The 18,967-nt window shown below is 62.6% G+C and carries 19 protein-coding genes and 1 pseudogene; 14 read left to right on the top strand and 6 right to left on the bottom strand.

Features of this window, described 5'->3' with window-relative positions; genetic code table 11:
- Positions 1–780: 780 nt before the first annotated feature.
- The 7 genes from CH285_RS06315 to CH285_RS06350 all read left to right on the top strand — a co-directional run bounded on the left by CH285_RS06315 (position 781) and on the right by CH285_RS06350 (position 5,012).
- Positions 781–1,128: a carboxymuconolactone decarboxylase family protein gene (locus CH285_RS06315; RefSeq protein ID WP_057473250.1), complete on the top strand. Its 348-nt coding sequence runs from the start codon at positions 781–783 to the stop codon at positions 1,126–1,128.
- Positions 1,129–1,174: 46 nt separating this feature from the next.
- On the top strand, positions 1,175–1,576 hold the full coding sequence (locus CH285_RS06320) for a (R)-mandelonitrile lyase (protein ID WP_048318543.1): 402 nt from the start codon (positions 1,175–1,177) through the stop codon (positions 1,574–1,576).
- Between the two features lie 131 nt (positions 1,577–1,707).
- Positions 1,708–2,169, top strand: a complete 462-nt coding sequence (locus CH285_RS06325; protein ID WP_228139243.1) for a lipocalin-like domain-containing protein — start codon at positions 1,708–1,710, stop codon at positions 2,167–2,169.
- On the top strand, positions 2,166–2,738 hold the full coding sequence (locus CH285_RS06330) for a cyclophilin-like fold protein (RefSeq protein ID WP_048318544.1): 573 nt from the start codon (positions 2,166–2,168) through the stop codon (positions 2,736–2,738). The genes CH285_RS06325 and CH285_RS06330 overlap by 4 nt, the downstream gene beginning before the upstream one ends.
- Positions 2,739–3,240: 502 nt before the next feature.
- Positions 3,241–3,978 carry an SDR family NAD(P)-dependent oxidoreductase gene (locus tag CH285_RS06340; protein ID WP_048318546.1) on the top strand — a complete coding sequence of 246 codons (738 nt, stop codon included), beginning with the start codon at positions 3,241–3,243 and terminating at the stop codon, positions 3,976–3,978.
- Positions 3,979–4,002: 24 nt separating this feature from the next.
- Positions 4,003–4,770, top strand: coding sequence for an SDR family NAD(P)-dependent oxidoreductase (locus CH285_RS06345; RefSeq protein WP_094644358.1), 768 nt, complete (start codon positions 4,003–4,005; stop codon positions 4,768–4,770).
- Between the two features lie 113 nt (positions 4,771–4,883).
- Entirely contained in the window at positions 4,884–5,012 is a 129-nt protein-coding gene (locus CH285_RS06350) for a hypothetical protein (RefSeq protein ID WP_255032538.1), read from the top strand.
- Between the two features lie 25 nt (positions 5,013–5,037).
- Here CH285_RS06350 and CH285_RS06355 read toward each other — a convergent pair whose 3' ends face one another.
- The gene (locus tag CH285_RS06355) at positions 5,038–5,901 is read right to left on the bottom strand and encodes a helix-turn-helix transcriptional regulator (RefSeq protein WP_094644357.1); all 864 of its coding nucleotides are present in this window, start codon (positions 5,899–5,901) and stop codon (positions 5,038–5,040) included.
- 96 nt (positions 5,902–5,997) lie between these two features.
- Here CH285_RS06355 and CH285_RS06360 point away from each other — a divergent pair.
- Positions 5,998–6,234, top strand: a pseudogene (locus CH285_RS06360) (XdhC family protein); the annotation flags it as partial.
- Here CH285_RS06360 and CH285_RS06365 read toward each other — a convergent pair.
- On the bottom strand, positions 6,235–7,281 hold the full coding sequence (locus tag CH285_RS06365; RefSeq protein WP_048318551.1) for an NAD(P)-dependent alcohol dehydrogenase: 1,047 nt from the start codon (positions 7,279–7,281) through the stop codon (positions 6,235–6,237). It abuts the pseudogene before it with no gap.
- Positions 7,282–8,013: 732 nt separating this feature from the next.
- Positions 8,014–9,342 carry an MFS transporter gene (locus CH285_RS06375; RefSeq protein ID WP_072692163.1) on the bottom strand — a complete coding sequence of 443 codons (1,329 nt, stop codon included), beginning with the start codon at positions 9,340–9,342 and terminating at the stop codon, positions 8,014–8,016.
- Between the two features lie 448 nt (positions 9,343–9,790).
- Between CH285_RS06375 and CH285_RS06380 the strand changes: the two genes are divergently transcribed.
- Positions 9,791–10,000: a hypothetical protein gene (locus CH285_RS06380; protein WP_032406800.1), complete on the top strand. Its 210-nt coding sequence runs from the start codon at positions 9,791–9,793 to the stop codon at positions 9,998–10,000.
- A 9-nt stretch (positions 10,001–10,009) separates the two neighbouring features.
- On the opposite strand, the gene CH285_RS06385 is transcribed toward CH285_RS06380, so the two are convergent.
- Together CH285_RS06385 and CH285_RS06390 are read right to left on the bottom strand one after the other, a co-directional pair.
- Positions 10,010–11,260 (bottom strand): MFS transporter, encoded by a 1,251-nt coding sequence (locus CH285_RS06385; protein WP_032406799.1) that lies wholly within the window; start codon positions 11,258–11,260, stop codon positions 10,010–10,012.
- 217 nt (positions 11,261–11,477) lie between these two features.
- Entirely contained in the window at positions 11,478–12,683 is a 1,206-nt protein-coding gene (locus tag CH285_RS06390; protein ID WP_052060582.1) for an MFS transporter, read from the bottom strand.
- A 243-nt stretch (positions 12,684–12,926) separates the two neighbouring features.
- Between CH285_RS06390 and CH285_RS06395 the strand changes: the two genes are divergently transcribed.
- The gene (locus CH285_RS06395) at positions 12,927–13,508 is read left to right on the top strand and encodes a TetR/AcrR family transcriptional regulator (RefSeq protein WP_235581851.1); all 582 of its coding nucleotides are present in this window, start codon (positions 12,927–12,929) and stop codon (positions 13,506–13,508) included.
- On the opposite strand, the gene CH285_RS06400 is transcribed toward CH285_RS06395, so the two are convergent.
- Positions 13,500–14,171 carry an SDR family oxidoreductase gene (locus CH285_RS06400; RefSeq protein WP_032406798.1) on the bottom strand — a complete coding sequence of 224 codons (672 nt, stop codon included), beginning with the start codon at positions 14,169–14,171 and terminating at the stop codon, positions 13,500–13,502. The two genes, CH285_RS06395 and CH285_RS06400, sit on opposite strands and share 9 nt — an antisense overlap.
- Positions 14,172–14,366: 195 nt before the next feature.
- On the opposite strand from CH285_RS06400, the gene CH285_RS28640 reads away from it, so the two are divergent.
- The 4 genes from CH285_RS28640 to CH285_RS06420 are packed head-to-tail and all read left to right on the top strand — an operon-like array spanning position 14,367 to position 18,953.
- Positions 14,367–14,873 (top strand): thioesterase family protein, encoded by a 507-nt coding sequence (locus CH285_RS28640; RefSeq protein ID WP_371829110.1) that lies wholly within the window; start codon positions 14,367–14,369, stop codon positions 14,871–14,873.
- The gene (locus CH285_RS06410; protein ID WP_032406797.1) at positions 14,867–16,357 is read left to right on the top strand and encodes a flavin-containing monooxygenase; all 1,491 of its coding nucleotides are present in this window, start codon (positions 14,867–14,869) and stop codon (positions 16,355–16,357) included. Before CH285_RS28640 ends, CH285_RS06410 begins: the two co-directional genes overlap by 7 nt.
- Complete coding sequence (locus tag CH285_RS06415) at positions 16,354–18,120, top strand: alpha/beta fold hydrolase (protein ID WP_094644355.1); 1,767 nt, start codon at positions 16,354–16,356, stop codon at positions 18,118–18,120. Before CH285_RS06410 ends, CH285_RS06415 begins: the two co-directional genes overlap by 4 nt.
- Positions 18,117–18,953 carry an SDR family NAD(P)-dependent oxidoreductase gene (locus CH285_RS06420; RefSeq protein ID WP_176458484.1) on the top strand — a complete coding sequence of 279 codons (837 nt, stop codon included), beginning with the start codon at positions 18,117–18,119 and terminating at the stop codon, positions 18,951–18,953. Before CH285_RS06415 ends, CH285_RS06420 begins: the two co-directional genes overlap by 4 nt.
- Positions 18,954–18,967: the final 14 nt, after the last annotated feature.

Raw genomic sequence — 18,967 nt, forward strand, 5'->3', positions numbered from 1 at the left:
AACAGCATATTCGCTGCTCAGGGGCACTTTTTGTTGTCTGGGTACGCGTAGGCGACCGCAAGCTTCGCAAGAATGGACAACTCTGTGACCTGCGGGTTCTCAAGCGGCGTAGGGCGTTTCGGAGACTTGATTCCCAATTGCGAATACTGGGAGTCAGGTTCGGGCTTCCTCCCTGCTGACCTGCGAGTTGTGTGCCGGATTCGCACCGCGGGGTAGCTGATGGACGCCTGTGGACGCTTGAGTCATCATTTACTCATCTTTTTGAGCCCTCAGAACCGAACGCGGCCAATACCCGTAGGCATCCTGCGGGAGGTGTTCGAGCAGTATCGGCATTGAGACGACGGACGAGCACGAGAAGAAATTGGCAATTCCTGCGGTGTCGAGACGGTTCTCGTGTTCGGTGGTGCCCACCTCGGGAAGTTCGAGGGTGTTGTTCAGTCCGCAGTCACCACGTGGAAATGATGGCTGCACCGACGGCTCGACGAGCTACATGTCGACAGGTGCCGCCGCGAGAACCGACGCCAGGCACCGGGCTTCGAAGATCGAGCGGCGAGGTAGCTGCCGACGTCCGGGGTCAGTGCCCAGGTCAGGAGGAGGTCCGGAGCTCAGCGAGGCCGACCGCCGGGATCGAATCGTGCGGATCGGATCGGATCGGACTGGCAAGAGGTGCCCTGCTGGTGCACCCCTCGACAGTGACTCCCCGACACAGGGTTTTGGCGATTGACTGGTCCATGTGAGTCGCGCTGAGCGCGAACGATCCGACGCGAGACGAGGAATGTGATGACCGATCGACCCAGGCAGGTAGGAGGTGGGCGGTCGATGTTCGGAGATTTCGCTCCGAAGCTCGCTGAGCTCACCGACGACGTACTTTTCGCGGACGTGTGGAACAGGCCCGAGCTCGCCGCCCGTGACAGGAGTCTGGTGACTGTGGCCGTACTCGCGGCGGGAGGCGACACCGCGCAGCTCGAGTTCCACCTCGGCCGCGCGATCGAGAACGGCGTGACGCAGAGCGAACTGATCGAGACGTTGACGCACGTGACGCTGTACGCGGGCTGGCCCAAGGGTATGGCGGCCATGGGCGTTGCCAAGAAGCTCTTCGGTGAGAATGGCAGCTCGGACGCGTCCTGAGGTCCAGCCCCTCTTGGGTAGGTATACGACAGAAAGTAGGCCCTCGATGAACATCGAACCCGCAGTTCCCACCACCAAGAACCCCGCCGAGCAGTTCGCCGGCGATGTGTGGCTGGACCCGATCGCGATGCCGCACGAAGCGAATCAGACGATGGTCGTTGCGACGGTTCGATTTGCACCCGGCGCTCGCACGGCCTGGCACTCACACGAGAACGGACAGTACCTGCGCGTCACGCAGGGAATCGCGCGATTCGGAAGCCGCGACGGCACGATCATCGAGGTTCATCCAGGCCAGACCCTCTACACCCCTCCCGGCGAAGAACATTGGCACGCAGCAGCTCCCGGCGTGTACATGGAGCACATCGCGATGCTTCAGAACGGTGAGGATCCGGCCACCACGACGACGTGGGCCGAGCACATCACCGATGAGCAGTACGAGGGCCGCTGATCGCAGCGGGGCCCCAACGATCGAGTCGGTCTCGTCGAGGACGTGGGAGGTATTCCCTGACAGGGGATCCCACTGTCCGGTTCGTCCGAACAACTCATGTCTCATCCAGCCGAAAACGTAAAGAGGTAAGCATGGTGAAGAAACTCTTGATCTCCTGGGTCGCAGCAGTCGGACTGTTGATCACGACCGCCGCCTGCTCGCAAGCATCGGACGAGGCAGGTAGTGACGGCCTGACCGGCGAGTGGCGGATGACCTCGCTCGAGGTCGGAACAGAGGGCGATCTGACACCCACACCGTATTCGGGGCAGGTCATCTTCACGGACGAGACGATGTCGGTACAGGCGATGAACCCGGACACGTCCGCGCCGGACACCCCCTTGACGGTCCAGGGATACGAGGCATACTTCGGTGACCTCACCACCGACGCTGATGCCGGAACCCTCACCGTCACAGTGGAATCGGCGGCAGTGCGCGATTTGATCGGGCAGACGTTCGAGCGGAACTACGAGGTCGACGGTGACACCCTGGTGCTGACACCGCGCGATCCCGCCGAAAGATTTCGCGTGACCTACGAACGACAGTCCGCGTCGTGACGGCATCGGCCGTGCGGAGCCGAGTCTTTTCAGGTCTGGTCGCGGCGTCCTCGGTTCTCGCGCTGGCGGCCTGTTCCGCCGGGACAGCCTCGGAGTCGACGGCTGAAAGGTCCAGCTCCACCAGCGCGAGCGTCACGATCCCGAATGTCACCAGTGCGAGTGTCCCCGCCACGGTCGACGCTGCGAACGAGCAGGTCGAGAACGGAGAAGCCATGCAGATCGACTTCCAGGTCGGCGAACGGATCGTCGTCGGAACGTTGAACTACACCGCGGCCAGCCGTGACCTCGTGGCCCAACTCCCGCTGACGCTGAATCTGTCCGACCACGGTTCGGTCGAGAAGACCGGGCCGCTGCCGGCAGAGTTGTCGACCGACGGAGCGCCAGGCAGCGCAGACCCGAACCCGGGCGACATCGGCTACTACGCACCGGGAAACGACTTCGTCCTCTACTACGGCGATCAGAGCGAGTTCCCAGGCATCGTCATTCTTGGCAGCATGGACGAAACAGGTTCGGACACTGTCGGTTCCATCGACGGTGATGTGACGGTGACCGTTTCACGTTCGGAGTAGCTCACTGCTGCGCAATCGGCACACATATCCCATCGATCAGACGGCTTCATCGGCCCCGATGGGATATGACGCGTCGGGCCTAGGGTGCGCAGATCTCGAGATCCTTGGAGTATCGAGGCGGTATTCAGCTCCAGTCGAGCAGGAACCGAGCGTTGATTGGCAACCCGTTCTCCACAGACGGTGCGCCAATATTCGCGAATACCGAAGAAGAGTTGAGAGACAAAACCTTTCGCGGGCTGTTGATCTGGGGAATGTCGGTGATCGCCATCGCCCCGCTAGTGGCCTGGATTCTCTCCGTTCTGCCGACCTGATCACGGACGGGCTCCGAGTCCACCGCAACAGGGCCGGAACGCAAGACCACGGAGCACGTACTCGCAGGGCCTCCCTCGCACGCTGACGACGCTCTACCGTCGAGGGTAAGGACCTGGCGCGGTATCTACGAGATGACGTGAGCTGTGATCGCGTGCCGTAGTTGTAACGGTAGGACAGAGAGAAGGAATTCGTGTCGCGTGTATTGATCACCGGATCGACCGACGGCATCGGCCGCGCCGCTGCCGAATCGCTGCTCGATGCCGGACATGAGGTGGTTGTTCACGCCCGCACACGGCAACGGTTGTCCGCCGTGGAGGACCTGACCTCCCGCGGTGCGTTCGGCGTTGTCGGCGACCTCGCTCACCTGGACCAGGTTCAGGACGTCGCTGAGCAAGCACACCGTATCGGTTCCATCAGCGCTGTCATCCACAACGCCGGTGTCATCGACGGGGCCTCGCTTCTGCCGGTCAATGTTGTGGCACCGTACGTGCTCACCGCCCTGCTTCGCGATCCGGGGCGGCTGGTCTTCCTCAGCAGCAGCATGCACCGGAGCGGGCATGCTGACCTCGTCGGCGCGGACTGGTCCGGATCGAAGGAAACGGCCTCGTATTCGGACAGCAAGCTGCTGATCACCACGCTCATGGCCGCGGTGGCCAGGCTGTGGCCCTCGGTGCTGGCGAATGCGGTCGATCCCGGTTGGGTGCCGACCAAGATGGGCGGACCGTCTGCCAGCGATGATCTCGAACTCGGCCACGTGACCCAGGCATGGCTTGCAATCACCGACGATTCGCAGGCTCATGTCTCGGGGCGCTACTGGCACCACCAGCGCACCGAAGCGCCCCACCCCGCGGTGCACGACGAACGATTCCAGAACGAACTGCTCGCTGCTCTCGCTCAGCACACCGGAATCGACCTGCAGCACAGCTAGATCGACCTGAAGGAGAACACCCTCATGACCGTCACGTACGACTTCACCGGCAAGACCGCATTCGTCACCGGTGCCAGCGCCGGAATGGGCGCGGCAACGGCCCGCGCGTTCGCCGAAGCCGGTGCCGAAGTCGCCATTGTCGACCTCGACGGGGACGCTGCCCAGCACCTCGCAGACGAGTTGAACGCCAATGGTTTCACGGCGATTGCAGTGCAGTGCAACGTCTCCGACGAGGATCAGGTTGCCGCGGCAGTCCAGGCCACCGTCGAGGCTTACGGCACCCTGGACATGGCGTTCAACAATGCCGGAATCATGCTTCCGCCCGTCGATTCCGCAGACGAAACTGCCGACGCATTCGACAAGATCGTTGCCGTGAACCTACGGGGTGTGTGGGCGTCGATGAAGCACGAACTCGTACAGATGCGTGAGCAGGGGTCCGGTGCCATCGTGAACTGCTCCTCGCTCGGTGGTCTGGTCGGCGGAGCTGGTCGCGCCACGTATCACGCAACCAAGCACGGCGTCATCGGTTCCACCAAAAGCGTTGCGCTGCAATACGGCCAGCATGGAGTGCGAGTCAACGCGGTGTGCCCCGGAACCATCAGTACACCCATGGTCGAACGAATGATCGCGGGCGGAGAGCTCGATTCCGACGCTGCCGCGAGCGGCGTTCCGTTGGGGCGGCTCGGGCGGCCGGAGGAGATTGCGTCGGCAGTGCTGTGGCTGTGTAGCGATGCCGCGAGCTACGTCACCGGCGTGGCTTTGCCCGTCGATGCGGGGTACACCGCGCAGTAGAGCTCGGCCACCGTCCACGGACTCGTGGGGTGGTCCACAGACCACTGTTCAGCTCGACCTTTCGGGACCTTTACAAATCGACCAACCCCGAACGTATCGCGCAGAATTCCGACGTGTTCGATTTCGAGCTCGACGACGACGAGCTGGCCGCCATGGATGCTCTCGACCGAGGTGTACGCGGGGGACCCGACCGCGACGGGGTGGACCCGACAACATTCGACGTCGAGATCACCGAACCCTGACCGCCATGCGTGCCGGGGGCTACGTTCAAGCCTCTGCGTGTTGCGCGGCCCATGATCCGAGTAGATGCAAGCGTTCGGCGCTCGGCGAGCCTGGCTCCGCGGTGTAGACCATGAGGATGGATCCGGGATCAGCGGTGACGACGAGCTCCTCGTAGGCGAGGTGAATTTCGCCAACGAACGGGTGGTTGAAACGCTTCTTGCCCGCCCCGTGCGTCCGGACGTTGTGGGCACCCCACAACGTCCGGAATGTCTCGTCGCGCGTGGAAAGTTCACCGACGAGATCCTGGAGGCCCTTGTCGTGAGGGTCGCGTCCGGCCTCGGCACGCATGATGGATACACACATTTCGGCGAAGGTGTCCCAGTCGGGGTAGAACTCCCGGGACAACGGATCGAGGAATTGGAATCGAGCGAGGTTGGGCGTTCGTCCACCGTCTCCGATTATCGGGGCGTAGAACGCCCTACCGAGTTCGTTGGTCGCCAGCAGGTCTTGACGCTGATTGCGAACGAAAGCAACGCCTTCCGTTATCGAGTCCAGCGCCCACTGCAGACTGATTCTCTGGTTGATCGGGCGCGAGGCTTTGCGACGTGGGCGGCCGGAGTTCGGAATTCCGTCAGCGGCTCGTGCGAGGTCGAGTAGATGTGCGTGTTCAGTGTCGTCGAGCTGCAGGGCGCGTGAGAGTGCATCGAGCACGGACGCCGACGCACCGCCGATCGCGCCGCGCTCGATGCGTGCGTAGTACTCGACGGAGAGGCCGGCCAGGGACGCGACCTCGCTGCGTCGCAGTCCGGCGACCCGGCGGTTGATTCCGCCTACGATGCCGGCCGCGTCGGGCGTCAGCCGGGCCCGGCGCGTCATGAGGAACTCACGTACCTCGGCTTTGTTGTTCATAAATCCAAGGTTAAGGCTGAGCGTGACCTCGCGCGAGGCCCTGTCGGGGCACCCTTCGCGACGACGCCGGCCGTGAAGCCCCGGGGAGTGAGGCTCCTGGCGTTCATCGGTGCGCTGGGTTCACGGCGTACGCACCGCGATCGTGTCGAAAGACTCAATGCTGCAGGGATTTCCGCGCAGGCGATCCAGCGCGTGCAGTCACCTCTCGGACTCGATCTGGATGCGCAGTCGCCGGAGGAAACCGCGGTATCCATTGCGGCGCAGAAAGCCGCCTGTGCACGCACATCGTGTGCGTGCACAGGCGGTATTCGTTCTATCGTTGTGCCGGGCTGATCAGGCCAGTGTCGCCGTGTCGATGACGAATCGGTATCGGACGTCGGAGGCGAGCACGCGCTCCCAGGCGTCGTTGATCTTGTCGGCGGAGATGACCTCGATCTCGGCACCGAGATGGTGCTCGGCACAGAAGTCGAGCATTTCCTGGGTCTCGGCGATGGAGCCGATAGCGGATCCTGCGAACGTCCTGCGAGAGGGAATGAGCGAGAAGATCTGCAGCGGAAGTGGTTCCGCAGGAGCCCCCACGTTGACCATCGCGCCGTCGACGGCGAGCAGCGACAGGTGTGCGTTCAGATCGATTGGGGCGCTGACGGTGTTGATGATCAGATCGAACGTGGACGCGAGCGTCTCGAAGGTGTCGGGGTCGCTGGTGGCGTAGTAGTGATCTGCTCCCAGACGAAGTCCGTCTTCCTGCTTCTTCAGCGACTGCGAGAGCACGGTGACCTCGGCACCCATGGCATGGGCGATCTTGACGGCCATGTGGCCCAATCCGCCCATACCGACCACGGCGACCTTCCTGCCGGGTCCGGCACCCCAGTGGCGGAGGGGGGAATAGGTGGTGATGCCGGCGCAGAGGAGTGGCGCGGCGGCGTCGAGGGCGATGCCCTCGGGGATCTTGACGACGAAGTGCTCAGTGACGACGACCTGCTGGGAGTAGCCGCCCTGGGTTGTGGTGCCGTCGCGGTCCGTGCTGCCGTAGGTCTGGATGTTGCCGACGAGGCAGTACTGCTCGAGTCCTTTGACGCACTGGGCGCACTCGCCGCAGGAGTTGACCATGCAGCCGACTCCGACGCGATCGCCGACGGCGTGTTTGGTGACCTGGGAGCCGATCTCGGCAACGATGCCGGCGATTTCGTGTCCGACGACCTGGGGGTAGCTGATCGGTCCCCATTCGCCGCGTGCGGTGTGGATGTCGGAGTGGCAGATGCCGGCAAATTTGATGTCGATGCGGACGTCGTGAGGTCCGACGGCACGGCGCTCGATTGTGTTGGGGGAAAGTGGCTTGTCGGCTGCGGTGGCGGCGTAGGCCTTTACGGAAGTTGTCATACTTCGATACAACAACAGCGGACCCGATCGAACCAGTGTCTGATGAGAGGTGTACCGAAAGGGCACCCCATGGTTGTCTCAGTCCGGGAACAGAAAGGTCCATGATCCCCGGTGCCGTCATGACGTTGGAGACTACGGCGAGCAGGTCGAGGTGATCCGCGGCATCGTCGGTGACCGACAGCTTCCAGTGTGGTGGAACCATCAACGGGGCAACACAGTTCGAGGGCTAGCTGACGTGCGTCGGGCAGTGAGATTCGTTCGGCGTCGTCATTTCCGCAGAAGTCATCGATGGCCGGGCGGATCTTTGTCGCTGCTGCCGACGCCACGCCTTGTCACGGAAATCCTCGGTATGGAAACGGGGGAAGTCCTGGTCATTGCGTGCAGTCGGATATTCGAAATACACAATGCAGCAAAGATATTGGGGCTCCTCAACGGTCGAATTTGCGGTGATCCACAGCGTCTCGTTCAACTCGACATCGTCAGGGACCAGGGAGGCGAGGTCGCCTTTCTCGCTGCGTATAGGCGCGGTTGAACACCGGTGCCGTCGAGGGATAAGTACTGTGGTCGCACTATTGGCCCTGTCGGGCGGGGGCTGCTGCGTTTCGGGCCCTCTGGAGCACAACGTTGGACGTGGTTCGACACCGACGTCGGACCACGTCCAACCATCCTGAGCTCCGGATCGTCGTCGGCAGTTTCACAGTCCAGACGACCGCCGCGCTGCGACGCGTTCGGTCAGCGAACTTCGACTTCGTGGCCGGCGACCGACTGCGACGGTGCAGACGCAGCATCGCTATCCCGACGTGCCCGGTCGATGATCACGAGCGCGGCCAGCGGAACCACGAGCAACACTGCGAACAGTGCACCTACGACGGGAATCGCGGCGGGTCCGTATTCGCTGATCGCTTGCGCTGTGACCCATGTGCCGACGGCGGTGCCGAGGTTGAACATCGACGTGCACAGCGATGTGGCCAGAGTCGGCGCGCCCTCTGCGAATCGGACGGCCATCGACATGAGCACGGGGTTCGTGCCCAGGCCGGCCATTCCCGCGACAGCGAGAAGGGCGATCGATGGCGTAGCGAAAGATGAAAAGACGCTCAGTAGTCCGAGTGCGATCACGACGATGACGCCACCGTTCAGCGCGGTGACGTAGGGCGCGCGGTCTGCGAACCGACCGCTGTTGAGGGTGCCGGTGACGGCACCGACGCCGAAGATAGTGAGACCCAGGGGGAGGAGTCCGACGGCCAGGCCGGAGCGTTCTGTGAGCAGTGGTGCGATGAACGAGTAGGTGGACATGACGGCCGTCGAGATCAGCACGCACGCTGCCATGACCACCCAGAGTCTTCCGGTGGCGACCGCTGCGAGTTGCGAGCGAAGAGGGATGACCGTCGATACCGAACGACCACTGGGAACGAAGCGGGCGATAGGCACCGATGCGAGTACGGCAAATACCGCGAGGATCCAGAACGGGCCGCGCCAACCTACGAGCTGGCCGGCAACAGAGCCGAGGGGCACCCCGATCACCGTCGCGAGAATGCCTCCACTGAGGACCAGACCAATGGCGCGCGCACTGGCGTTCGGTCCCGCAACGCGGGACGCGACAGATGCGGCGAGCGACCAGAATGCGCCCGTTGCGAGCGCGGTCACGAAGCGAGCCACGAGGATGACGGACAGGTCGTCTGTGAGTGCGACGACGATGTGTCCGGCGGAATAAACAGCGAGCGCGAGCAGAAGTGTCGTTCGTTCGGGCATCTCGAGTGCCGCCACCGCGATCAACGGGGTGGCGATCATGCCGATCGCGAACGCAGTGACCAGGAGTCCGGCCTCGGAGATGCCGATGGCGAGGTTGGAGGCGATATCGGGCAGGAGTCCGGCAACGACGAATTCCGACGTGCCCATGAGGAACGTACCCATTGCGAGGACGTAGACGAGGAACGGCAAGGACTTTCGTTCACTGGTGGAATTGGACACAGCTGAGTTCTTTCGGGTGGGGTTCTGTTGTTTCGAGCTCGTACCGAGCGCAGGCGAGATCGGCGTCCGACTCTGGGTGCGATGCTTACTCATTGCCAGTAGGCGCAAACGTCCTGGATTGATCCGTCTTCGACACTATTGCCCACGACGCGCAGCTAGAAGGCACTGACAGGGAACCCCACCTGTGTCGACCGAGTAGATGGAGCGCAGCGCGGCGGGTGGCGGGGATGCCGAGATTCGAGTTCGCTTCATCCGCTCGGATGATGAGAGCGCAATCTGTTCGCAATCAACAGTTTTGACCGGACAGTGCTTATGATCTTGATGACCGGGAGCAGATCGACGGAAGTCATCTTCTACTCATCACTTTGGGTCGTACTCGCATAAACGCAGACGGACGCAGGTGGTCATTCGATTTGCCGAACACTCAGCTCAACGGGCCGACGATGGACGCCGATACATCCACCTGAATTGTTATCTCTAGTACAGCGGTCCGGGGTTCGAATCCCTGATGGCGCACACCAAGTGCCCCTGAACTGCTTAATTGCTGTCATGCGCACTTTTTGTTGTCTGGGAAGGTCAAGACGTCTGGAAGCAGGACGAGGAGTTTCCGATCGACGCCGACCTCGACATCATCACCGCCCACGGCTCCCTCGATGTGCGCGCTGCGTCGATCGATTGGGATGACGACGCCGCCCTCAGCGCCGGCGATGGTCGATTTCGGGACGGCGGTTTCTGCTCGACGCGGTGGTGATCGTGACCGTCATGAGGAAAGTGCAGTTGTCGGCCAGTGGGCCGGCTTGCTCAGCCCCCGGACGTCGCGGCTGGCCGCTAGCGGCGCGAGGCTGGCGACCAGAAGTGCCGAGCCGATGAACATCGACGCCGGTCCGCCGGCAGCGGCGACCGACAGCCCCGCTGCTGGTGGGGCCAGCGGCGCAAGTCCGAGCGAGAAGACTCCACCGGCGGCGTTGACGCGTGCTTGGAGGTGTGTGGGCGTTACCGACGCGATGAAGGCGGAGATGCCGGCGTTGTTGGCGGGGAGCAGCACGATGCCGGCGGCGAACAGCGCACCGATCAGGACCACATTTGTCGTCAATCCCATCGGGGCGACGATGACGGCCAACGCCAAGCCCGTGGACATCGTCAACCGCCCGGTGCGGAAGGTCGCAACAATTCGCCCCGCCGCAACTGCGCCGATCAGACCTGCGGCGGCGGCTACCGTGTCGATGAGACCGATGGCCACCGGGTTCACGCCATCTCGGATCAGCCGCAAGGTCACAGCGGTGAAGACGTATGCCAAGGCGAAGTTGAACATTCCTCCCCACATCAGGATTGCGCGCACCGAACTGTGTCGCCACACGAAAACGAAGCCGTCGCGTGCGTCGCTCAGAAAGGACCTGCTCGGTTGATCCGACGTTCTCGTCGTCGTCGGCAATCGGCTCGAGAGGAGCCCAAATGTCAGGTAGCTGATCGCGTCGACGATGAACGGCACACTGCGCGCAATCGAGTACAGCGCCCCACCCAACGGTGGGCCGATCAAAGTCGCAAGGTGCTCCCGTACCTGAATGCGTGTGTACGCCAACGGAAGCTGGCCTATCGGAACCGCGTGCCGAATTGCTGCTGATACCGCAGGACCGACGAACGCGTCGGCCACCCCGATCGCCAACCCGGCGAGCACCAGATGGATCAGACTCAGTGCGTGGGTGAGCGAGGCGGCGGCGACGCTCGACATCGACACGGTTGCAGCAACATTGGCGACAGTGAGCGTCCGACGGTGAGGCCACCGGTCGACGAGCGGACCGGACACCAGCCGCCCCAGCAGCTCGCCGGTCAGGACGCCGGTGGCGGCCAGGCCTGCCAAGAACGTCGAGCCGGTCAAGGCAAAGCCGACCAGGGGGAATACCAATGTGCTCATCGACGAACCCACACCGGAGAGCACACCGCCGGTCCACAGGATCAGGAAGGACCGGTTCCGGTGCAGTGCAGACTCGTCGACGCCCTTGCTCGAATCCACCAGGTCTGTCCTCCTGTCGCCAGTGCACCGTATACCGGTATGCCGGCCAGGGCACCGCCGATCACTCGCCCGCGGTACGAAGCCAGGCTCAGACGCTAGTGCGCTCTGTGTCAGGTTCGAGGATTCTGCGCGGCGTGGCCGCACCGCATGCTCGCTCAGGTATCAAGAGGCTCTCAGTTACCAAGAGGCTCAGGCATGGCCCAGGATTGCTGGTTTCTCAGGAGTTGCTGGACGGTGTGGTGTGGACCGTGAATGACCCGAGCCTCGGAAGCATCACTGCCATGAGCACGGACGCGGTCCCGAGTGCGATCAGTGCTCCGGTGAGCCCGCCGAACACGGCACCGAGGGCGACGACGACGAGGGGGCACAGGAATTCGCCGGTGAACATGGCGGCCGTCCACGCTCCGGTGCCGCGGGCTCGCTGAGCGTAGTCGAGGTCGCTGACAACCCAGTGGAGCAACGTCGGAAGCAGCAGTCCACATCCGGCCGAAGCGATGATGCCACCAACCGCGACGAACAGGGGATTCGATGCCAGTCCGACGACGGCCAGGCCGATACCGGATGCACCGAATGCAATGGGCAACAACATCTTCGGACCGGCGTCGGAAAGTCGACCGAAAGTGAGCGCGGCAAGTGCCGTAGCCAGCGCGACTAGCGCACTCACGATGCCGATGGTAGCTGTGTTGTTCACACCGACGGCGTCGAGTTTGATCGGAATCTGCACGATCGGTGTGTAGAACACGGCCCCGCCGAACAGTGTGACGGCCAACGGTTTGAGCAGAGGCCGCCATCGAATCGACGCAACCAGGTCTTGCATCGTGGTCGTGGAACGAGGCTGCCACAGCATGATCGGGGTGAGGATCGCGAAGACGACTCCGACGGTGTAAAGCCAGAACGGAGTTCTCCAGTCGTTCTGTGCAAGTGCGCCGCCGAGACCGATGAAGACCACGGCCGACAAACTCGTGAACACCACCTGCAACCCGAAGTAGCGAGCGCGGTCCTTGCCGGAGAAGTAATCAGCGATCAGTGTGGTGCAAGAGGTCATGATGGCGGCTTCGGCAACGCCGACACCGAGTCTCGACGCCACGATCAACGGGAGTGAGTCCAAAAAGAACGGGGCGATTCCGAACAGCGAGTAGACGACGAGCGCGACAGTCAGCAGTCGGATGCGGCCCACCTTGTCGATCACCCGTCCCGCGCCGAGCGCGAGCAAACCGATCATCAGCGCAGGCGCAGTGATGGTCAGGGGAACCAAGGCTTCGACGCCGGGTGTGTCGGCAAACTCGTCGAGCATCTGCGGTTGAATCGGGGCGAGCAACACCGCACCGAGCACCGGCAGGCAACTCATCGAGACCAACAGAATTCCCTGGGTGCGACCTGGCGTCCTCTGCTGCACACCAGGTTCGGAACCGAGTTGAGTCATGTAGATCTCCCTGAATCGTACGAAGGACCTCGAGTGAGGTGGGTCACGCATCGCCGCTAAGTGTGTGTCGGTGTCGGTGATCAGGGAAATCGAATGTGTTGACACCGCATATCAGTCCGAGTGATACATCTCGAGCCTCCCCACGTCAGCGACGTCGAGGTGGGGTGCGGCGGGTCGGGTGCACAGCTGAGCACCCTTGTTATGATGGACGACATAATCAGAGCCGACCCGAGAGGTGGCACCATGCCGAGACGGTCGACCGCACGCGAAGACATGCTGCGCAGCGCCATCGCGTTGTTCAAACAGAGGGGCGTCGAGGCAACGTCCGTCGCCGACGTCCTGGAACATGCGGGTGCTCCGCGAGGCTCGGTCTACCACCATTTTCCGCAGGGTCGACCACAGCTGGTGGAAGAGGCGACCCGAGCGGCCGGTACCTTCATGGGTTCGATGATCTCGGCAGGATTGACAACCCTCGGTCCGCTGCGGACGGTTGAAGCGATCATTTCCGGATTTCGCGGCGAGTTACTGGCCACCGATTTCGCATCGGGGTGTCCGGTGGCCTCCGTCGCTATCGAAGGGCCTCAGAGTCCGGCCGCACTCGCTGCCGCGGGGGAGTCGTTCACCTCGTGGGAGGACACGATCGCGGCGTCACTGTGGCAGCACGGTATCGATCAGGAACGCGCCCATGGGTTGGCCACCATGGCACTCTCGGCTATCGAGGGCGCCTTGCTGCTGTGCAAGGCACAGCGGAGCACCAGGGCGCTGGACCTTGTAGAGAAAGAAATGGTGCTCTTGTTCAATGGAGTCGTCGACTCGTCACGGTAGCCGAGCGCCAGAGCCTGCGATCACTTGCCGAACCGCATCGGCGACAGGCGTTGTGCCGTCGGTGAGTTCGACGATCGTCCGGGTCAGTGCGGGTTCGGCCAACGCTGCCGCGATGAACGATGCGACGTTGTCGCGCCGTACGTCGCCGTGCTCGATGGCCAATCCGGCGGTGACGGTGCCACCCCCCGGCTCGTCGAGTAGCACTCCGGGCCGGACGATCAGCCAATCCAACTCGGTGTGGGACAGGTAGACATCGGCAGTCTTCTTGGTGGCCATGTAGTGCTCGAATCCTTCGGAAGGCTGTTGGCTGCGGCCCGATTCGGGGAACGCCGAGACCAGTACGAACCGCTTCACGCCCGCACTGTGCGCTGCGTCGGCTGCCTTTTCCAAACCTTTTCCGTCGATCGACGTCGTCTTGTCCATGCCGGTACCGTGTGCGCCTGCACTGAAGACGACGGCGTCGTGGCCGGCGAACGCGGTTGCCAGCGTGGCGGCGTCGCTATCGATGAGGTCACCGAAAACAGCTGTAGCGCCGGTTGATTCGACTCGGTCACGGTGAGCGAGGTTGCGGATCATTCCGGAGACCGTGTCACCGCGAGCGGTCAGAACGGTGCTCAGTCTGGAGCCGATGCCGCCGGCAGCTCCGATGATGAAGATCTTCATATGGTCTCTCCTGGCTGTCGGTGAACACTGTATCGGCCGAGCCTTCCTCGGGCGTTGTGCATGCGCACACCTTCCTGCGTTCGGACGTGTTGTGGCAGCTATCGCGACGACGAACCTTCTCGACCACGATGGTGCAGAGAATACGTCGGCGAAGGGGTGAACACTGTGATCATGACGATCCGCTGGCTCGTTCGCATGCGGTCCACGAGGCGAAAAGCCACGGTAGGGGAGGCTTTGGAAACGCGGTTCCGGGTGCTTCTCGTGGATCTCGACGTCCTGATGCACATGACGAACGGTCGATACCTGTCCGTTCTGGACGCTGCGCGAATTTCGTACTACGCAAGAACAGGTCTCTGGGCGCAGTTTCGCAGCCGCGGGTGGAGCCCGGTGGTGACCGCCCAAACCATCACATATCACCGTTCTCTCACTTTCCCTCGGTCGTACCGCGTGCGAACACGCCTGCTGGGCACCGATGCCAAAAATCTCTACTTCGAGCAGGTATTCCACATCGGCGACATCGACTATGCGACCGCGTTCGTGTCTGTTCGCCTGACGAGCAAGACTCACGGTTCGGTCGGTCCCGCTGAAATCTTGACCCTCGACGGCGCGTTCGCACTGCCCACTGAGTTGCCGGCTTCGGTCACCTCGTGGTCTGAATTCTCCCGAAAGCCTCACTCACAGAACGCGAGAGAATCATGGTGAAAACCGGGTCCGACGCCGATCCCGATCATCACACCCTGGCAGTCATCGGTTCGGGGTTCGCCGGTCTCGGTGCCGCTATCCGGCTGGAAAAATTGCACAGCGGCAGCGTCGTCATCTTCGAGCGGGCGTCGTCGCTGGGGGGAGTGTGGCGCGACAACGATTATCCCGGTGCCGCCTGCGACGTGCAGAGCTTGCTGTACTCGTTTTCGTTCGCCCCGAGCCACACCTGGCGGCACACGTATGCGAGGCAGTCTGAGATTCGCTCGTATCTGCACAATCTCGCGCGCGATCACGGTCTGATCCCGCGTCTCCGAACCGGTTGTGCCGTGCGATCTTTGGCGTGGGACTCGAACACCTCACGATGGATACTCGACACCGCCCGGGGAAGGTCGACTGCCGACCATGTCGTGCTCGCCACCGGATCGCTCGCAGACCCGTCGCTGCCTGCTCTCGAGGGAATAGACACCTTTACCGGCCCCGTCTTCCACTCCTCTCAGTGGCGCCATGAGGTCGATCTCTCGGGGAAGCGAGTGGCCGTCGTCGGTACCGGTGCATCGGCAATTCAATTCGTGCCGAAGATCCAGCCGGTCGTGAAGTCTTTGACGCTGTTCCAACGCACTGCACCGTGGGTTATGCCTCGCAACGATCGGCCGATATCCGAGAGAACCCGTAGGCGTTTGCGGTCGGTTCCGGGTTACCAGCGTGCATCCAGAGCAGTCGTCTACGCCAAACGTGAGATCAAGCTGCTGGCCTTCCGGCACCCGGCACTGATGCGAATCGGAGAAAAGGAAGGACGAGCACATCTCGCGCATGCCGTGAGCGATCCTGCGCTGCGGGCGAAGTTGACGCCCGATTATCGGATGGGCTGCAAGCGAATTCTGCTGTCCGACGAGTACTACCCGGCGTTGGCTCAGCCGAACGTGACCGTCGAGAACGGGGGAGTAGCGAAGGTGACACCCACGGGAGTCGTGGATGCAGCGGGCGGAGTGCACGATGTCGATGCGATCATCTTCGGCACCGGGTTCGATACGCGCCGACTACCGTTGACCGACAGAGTATTCGATGGACAGGGTCGATCGATGGCCGAGAGTTGGGGCGAGAGCCCACGGGCCTATCTCGGTACCTCTGTCTCGGGTTTTCCGAACCTGTACCTGATGCACGGCCCCAATATTGCGCTCGGGCACACCTCGGTCATCATGATGTTCGAGTCGCAGATCCAGTACATCGGGAGGGCCATGAAGCGTGCAATCGATGCCGGTGGCTTCATCGAGCCGACGCCGCAGGCTCAGGCGAAGTACTCGACCGACATCGATGCACTGACCGAAGGAACAGTGTGGACCAGCGGCGGCTGTCGGAGTTGGTATCTCGATCCTTCCGGCCGCAACAGCAACCTGTGGCCCGGCAGCGTTCTCGGTTATCGCTCTCGTGCAGTTCGATTCGATCCCGAGGACCACCTCGTGCGTACCTCCGAGAGGCCACGATGACATCCGAGGCAATCGTTCTGCTGCATGGTCTCGGCGCTTCGGCCGCCACCTGGGATCGCGTGGAACCGCTCCTGGCCGGAAACGTCCTCGTGCCCGACCTGTCGGGAAGCGACACCATCGAGCACGATGCACTTCATGTCGCCCGTGAGATACGAGTAGCAGGTTTCGAGTCCGTCACCGTGGTAGGCCATTCGCGAGGCGGCCTGGTCGCGACATCACTGGCCGAGCAGTACCCCACGCTCGTTCGACGACTGGTGCTCGTCGCGACGACGCCGACCGTGTCGAGTCGACTGACCTCGCGCGGTCTGTCCGAGAGAATTCTCAGGACGCCGCTAGTCGGCAACGCAGTGTGGGCAATGCTTCCCGCGAGAATGCTGCGTGCAGGGCTCGGCTCTGCGTTCGCTCCGAGTGGTCCGGTGCCGGAGTTCGCGGTACAGGACCTATTGGCCACGGGTATTCGACGGTTCCGTACCTCGACCTCCTCGATCGATCACTACCTCGAGGAGCGTTCGCTCTCGGAACGTCTACCTGCACTGAGCTGCCCGGTGTCGGTGGTCTATGGACTCGACGATCGACGAGTGAACTCCAGTGACATGGCGTTGTCGGCGAGTGATCCGAGGATCGACGCCTACCCTTTGCCTCACGAGGGGCACGGTGCGCCCTGGAGTTCGGCGGGTGCCATCGCCGCGGTCGTCAACGGTCAGGCCTCACCGTCGGCGGCCCGTCTTCCGGCGACGACACTCAGTCCGAGTCTGCGGCCCGTCCGGTGGACACCGCCGAAGTCGACTGCCCGTGCGAGAGCGAAGTACAGCGACACCCCGATGGGCTCGATCAGACGCGTCGAACTGCCGGGCCGGGGCCCGGAGGACGTTCGGCTGGATTCCCAGGGACGGATTCTCACCGGACTCGTGGATGGGAGGGTTCTCCGGGTGACACTGATCGACGACAGTACTTCTACTGTCGAGACTCTCGCCGACACAGGGGGTAGGCCGCTGGGCATCACCGTCGTCGACGATTCGACGATTCTGGTGTGCGACAGCGAACGCGGTTTGTTGCGTGTCGATCTCGGCAGTGGCTGTGTCGACGTAGTGTTGGACCGCCTCGACTCCGTCCCGATCACGTTCGCGTCCAACGTCGTTCGGGCACCATCGGGAAATATCTACTTCACCGTGTCCTCGCGTAGGTTTTCGTTCGACGACTTCTTGGCGGATCTGCTCGAGCACTCGGGCACCGGTCATCTGGTGAAACTGACACCGGACGGTACGGCGCGAATCGTCGTCGATGGCATTCAGTTCGCCAACGGCCTGACTGTGTCGGATAACGAAGAGTTCGCAACGGTTGTGTCGACGGGAGACTTCGAAATCATTCGGTATTCTCTCGTCGATGGGACAGCGGTCCCGCGAACTCTGATCGACAACCTGCCCGCGTTCCCCGACAACATCTCGGTCGACGGCGACCTGACGTGGGTGTCGATGGCGACGCCCCGGAATGCGCTGCACGATCGAGTGGCCCGCTTGCCGGGAATCATCCGCCGAATCTCCTACTCCTTGCCGGAGAAGCTCCGACAAGGAGAACGGACCACGTGGGTCATGGCGATCGACCGAAACGGGTCGATAGTCCATGACTTGCAGTCGCCGACGCCCGACTTTGCCATGGTCACCAGCGTGGTGCGGCGCGGATCGCAACTGATCCTGGGGAGCATTTCGGAATCGGCCCTTGCCGTAGTGGATCTGCCCGACCACCCACAAGGGGTTGTTTCGTGACCGCTTCGCCGCTTTCCGGACAAGTCCTGTTGATCACCGGCGCGGCGGGCGGGCTCGGGTCCGCTACCGCGTTCGAGTGTTCCGCTCAAGGAGGCATTGTCGTTCTCGCTGATGTGGACGCAGCCGGTCTGGCCCGCGTGGCGGCCACCATACCGGGGGAGTGCGACACATACGAGTTGGACGTTCGCGATGCCGAGGCCTGCAACCGAATGGTCGAGCAAATTCTCGCCACCCGTCGCCGGATCGACATCGTCTGGGCGAACGCTGGGGTGTCCGATTACGGTCCGATCGACCTGCTTCCCGAGGGAACGTGGCAGCGCATCATCGATATCAATTTGATCGGCGCGCACAATATCGTCCGAGCAGCCTTGCCCGCTGTCATGAAAGCGGAAGGCTATGTTGCTTTCACCTGTTCGTGGGCTTCGTTCGCTCACCAGCCCGGGCACTCGGCGTACGCAGCGGCCAAGGCGGGTCTCGAAGCCTTCGCCAACTCGCTTCGACTCGAACTGAGCGGAACCGGCGTACGGGTCGGGTCCTTTCACCCGGGGTGGATCGACACGACGCTGGTCACGAACAAAATGAGCCAACCAGCGTTCGTTGCGCTGCTACAAGCTCTCCCCGGGCCTTTCGGTGCTGTCACACACACGGACAGAATCGTCCCTCACTTCGTACGCGCACTCGAAAACCGTTCCTCCAGAATGATCTATCCGCGGGCAGGCAGGCTTCTGCTCGCTCTACGAGCGGTACTGACGACGGCACCTTTCACCGCCCGCAGTCGTGCCATCGCACCCGAAATTCGACGGCTGTCGGCTCGGGATATGACACGATCGTAGCGACGGAAGGTAGC

This window comes from Rhodococcus sp. 05-2256-B1, assembly GCF_002258465.1.
Classification (GTDB): domain Bacteria; phylum Actinomycetota; class Actinomycetes; order Mycobacteriales; family Mycobacteriaceae; genus Rhodococcoides; species Rhodococcoides fascians.

What these genes read in the sequence shown, in the direction of transcription:
- CH285_RS06415 (WP_094644355.1), top strand. Translation starts at nt 16,354, where the DNA reads ATGACATCCGAGGCAATCGTTCTGCTGCATGGTCTCGGCGCTTCGGCC.
- CH285_RS06375 (WP_072692163.1), bottom strand. Translation starts at nt 9,342, where the DNA reads ATGAGTAAGCATCGCACCCAGAGTCGGACGCCGATCTCGCCTGCGCTC.
- CH285_RS28640 (WP_371829110.1), top strand. Translation starts at nt 14,367, where the DNA reads ATGCGGTCCACGAGGCGAAAAGCCACGGTAGGGGAGGCTTTGGAAACG.
- CH285_RS06395 (WP_235581851.1), top strand. Translation starts at nt 12,927, where the DNA reads ATGCCGAGACGGTCGACCGCACGCGAAGACATGCTGCGCAGCGCCATC.
- CH285_RS06315 (WP_057473250.1), top strand. Translation starts at nt 781, where the DNA reads ATGACCGATCGACCCAGGCAGGTAGGAGGTGGGCGGTCGATGTTCGGA.
- CH285_RS06410 (WP_032406797.1), top strand. Translation starts at nt 14,867, where the DNA reads ATGGTGAAAACCGGGTCCGACGCCGATCCCGATCATCACACCCTGGCA.
- CH285_RS06345 (WP_094644358.1), top strand. Translation starts at nt 4,003, where the DNA reads ATGACCGTCACGTACGACTTCACCGGCAAGACCGCATTCGTCACCGGT.
- CH285_RS06400 (WP_032406798.1), bottom strand. Translation starts at nt 14,171, where the DNA reads ATGAAGATCTTCATCATCGGAGCTGCCGGCGGCATCGGCTCCAGACTG.
- CH285_RS06390 (WP_052060582.1), bottom strand. Translation starts at nt 12,683, where the DNA reads ATGACTCAACTCGGTTCCGAACCTGGTGTGCAGCAGAGGACGCCAGGT.
- CH285_RS06355 (WP_094644357.1), bottom strand. Translation starts at nt 5,901, where the DNA reads ATGAACAACAAAGCCGAGGTACGTGAGTTCCTCATGACGCGCCGGGCC.
- CH285_RS06365 (WP_048318551.1), bottom strand. Translation starts at nt 7,281, where the DNA reads ATGACAACTTCCGTAAAGGCCTACGCCGCCACCGCAGCCGACAAGCCA.
- CH285_RS06325 (WP_228139243.1), top strand. Translation starts at nt 1,708, where the DNA reads ATGGTGAAGAAACTCTTGATCTCCTGGGTCGCAGCAGTCGGACTGTTG.
- CH285_RS06320 (WP_048318543.1), top strand. Translation starts at nt 1,175, where the DNA reads ATGAACATCGAACCCGCAGTTCCCACCACCAAGAACCCCGCCGAGCAG.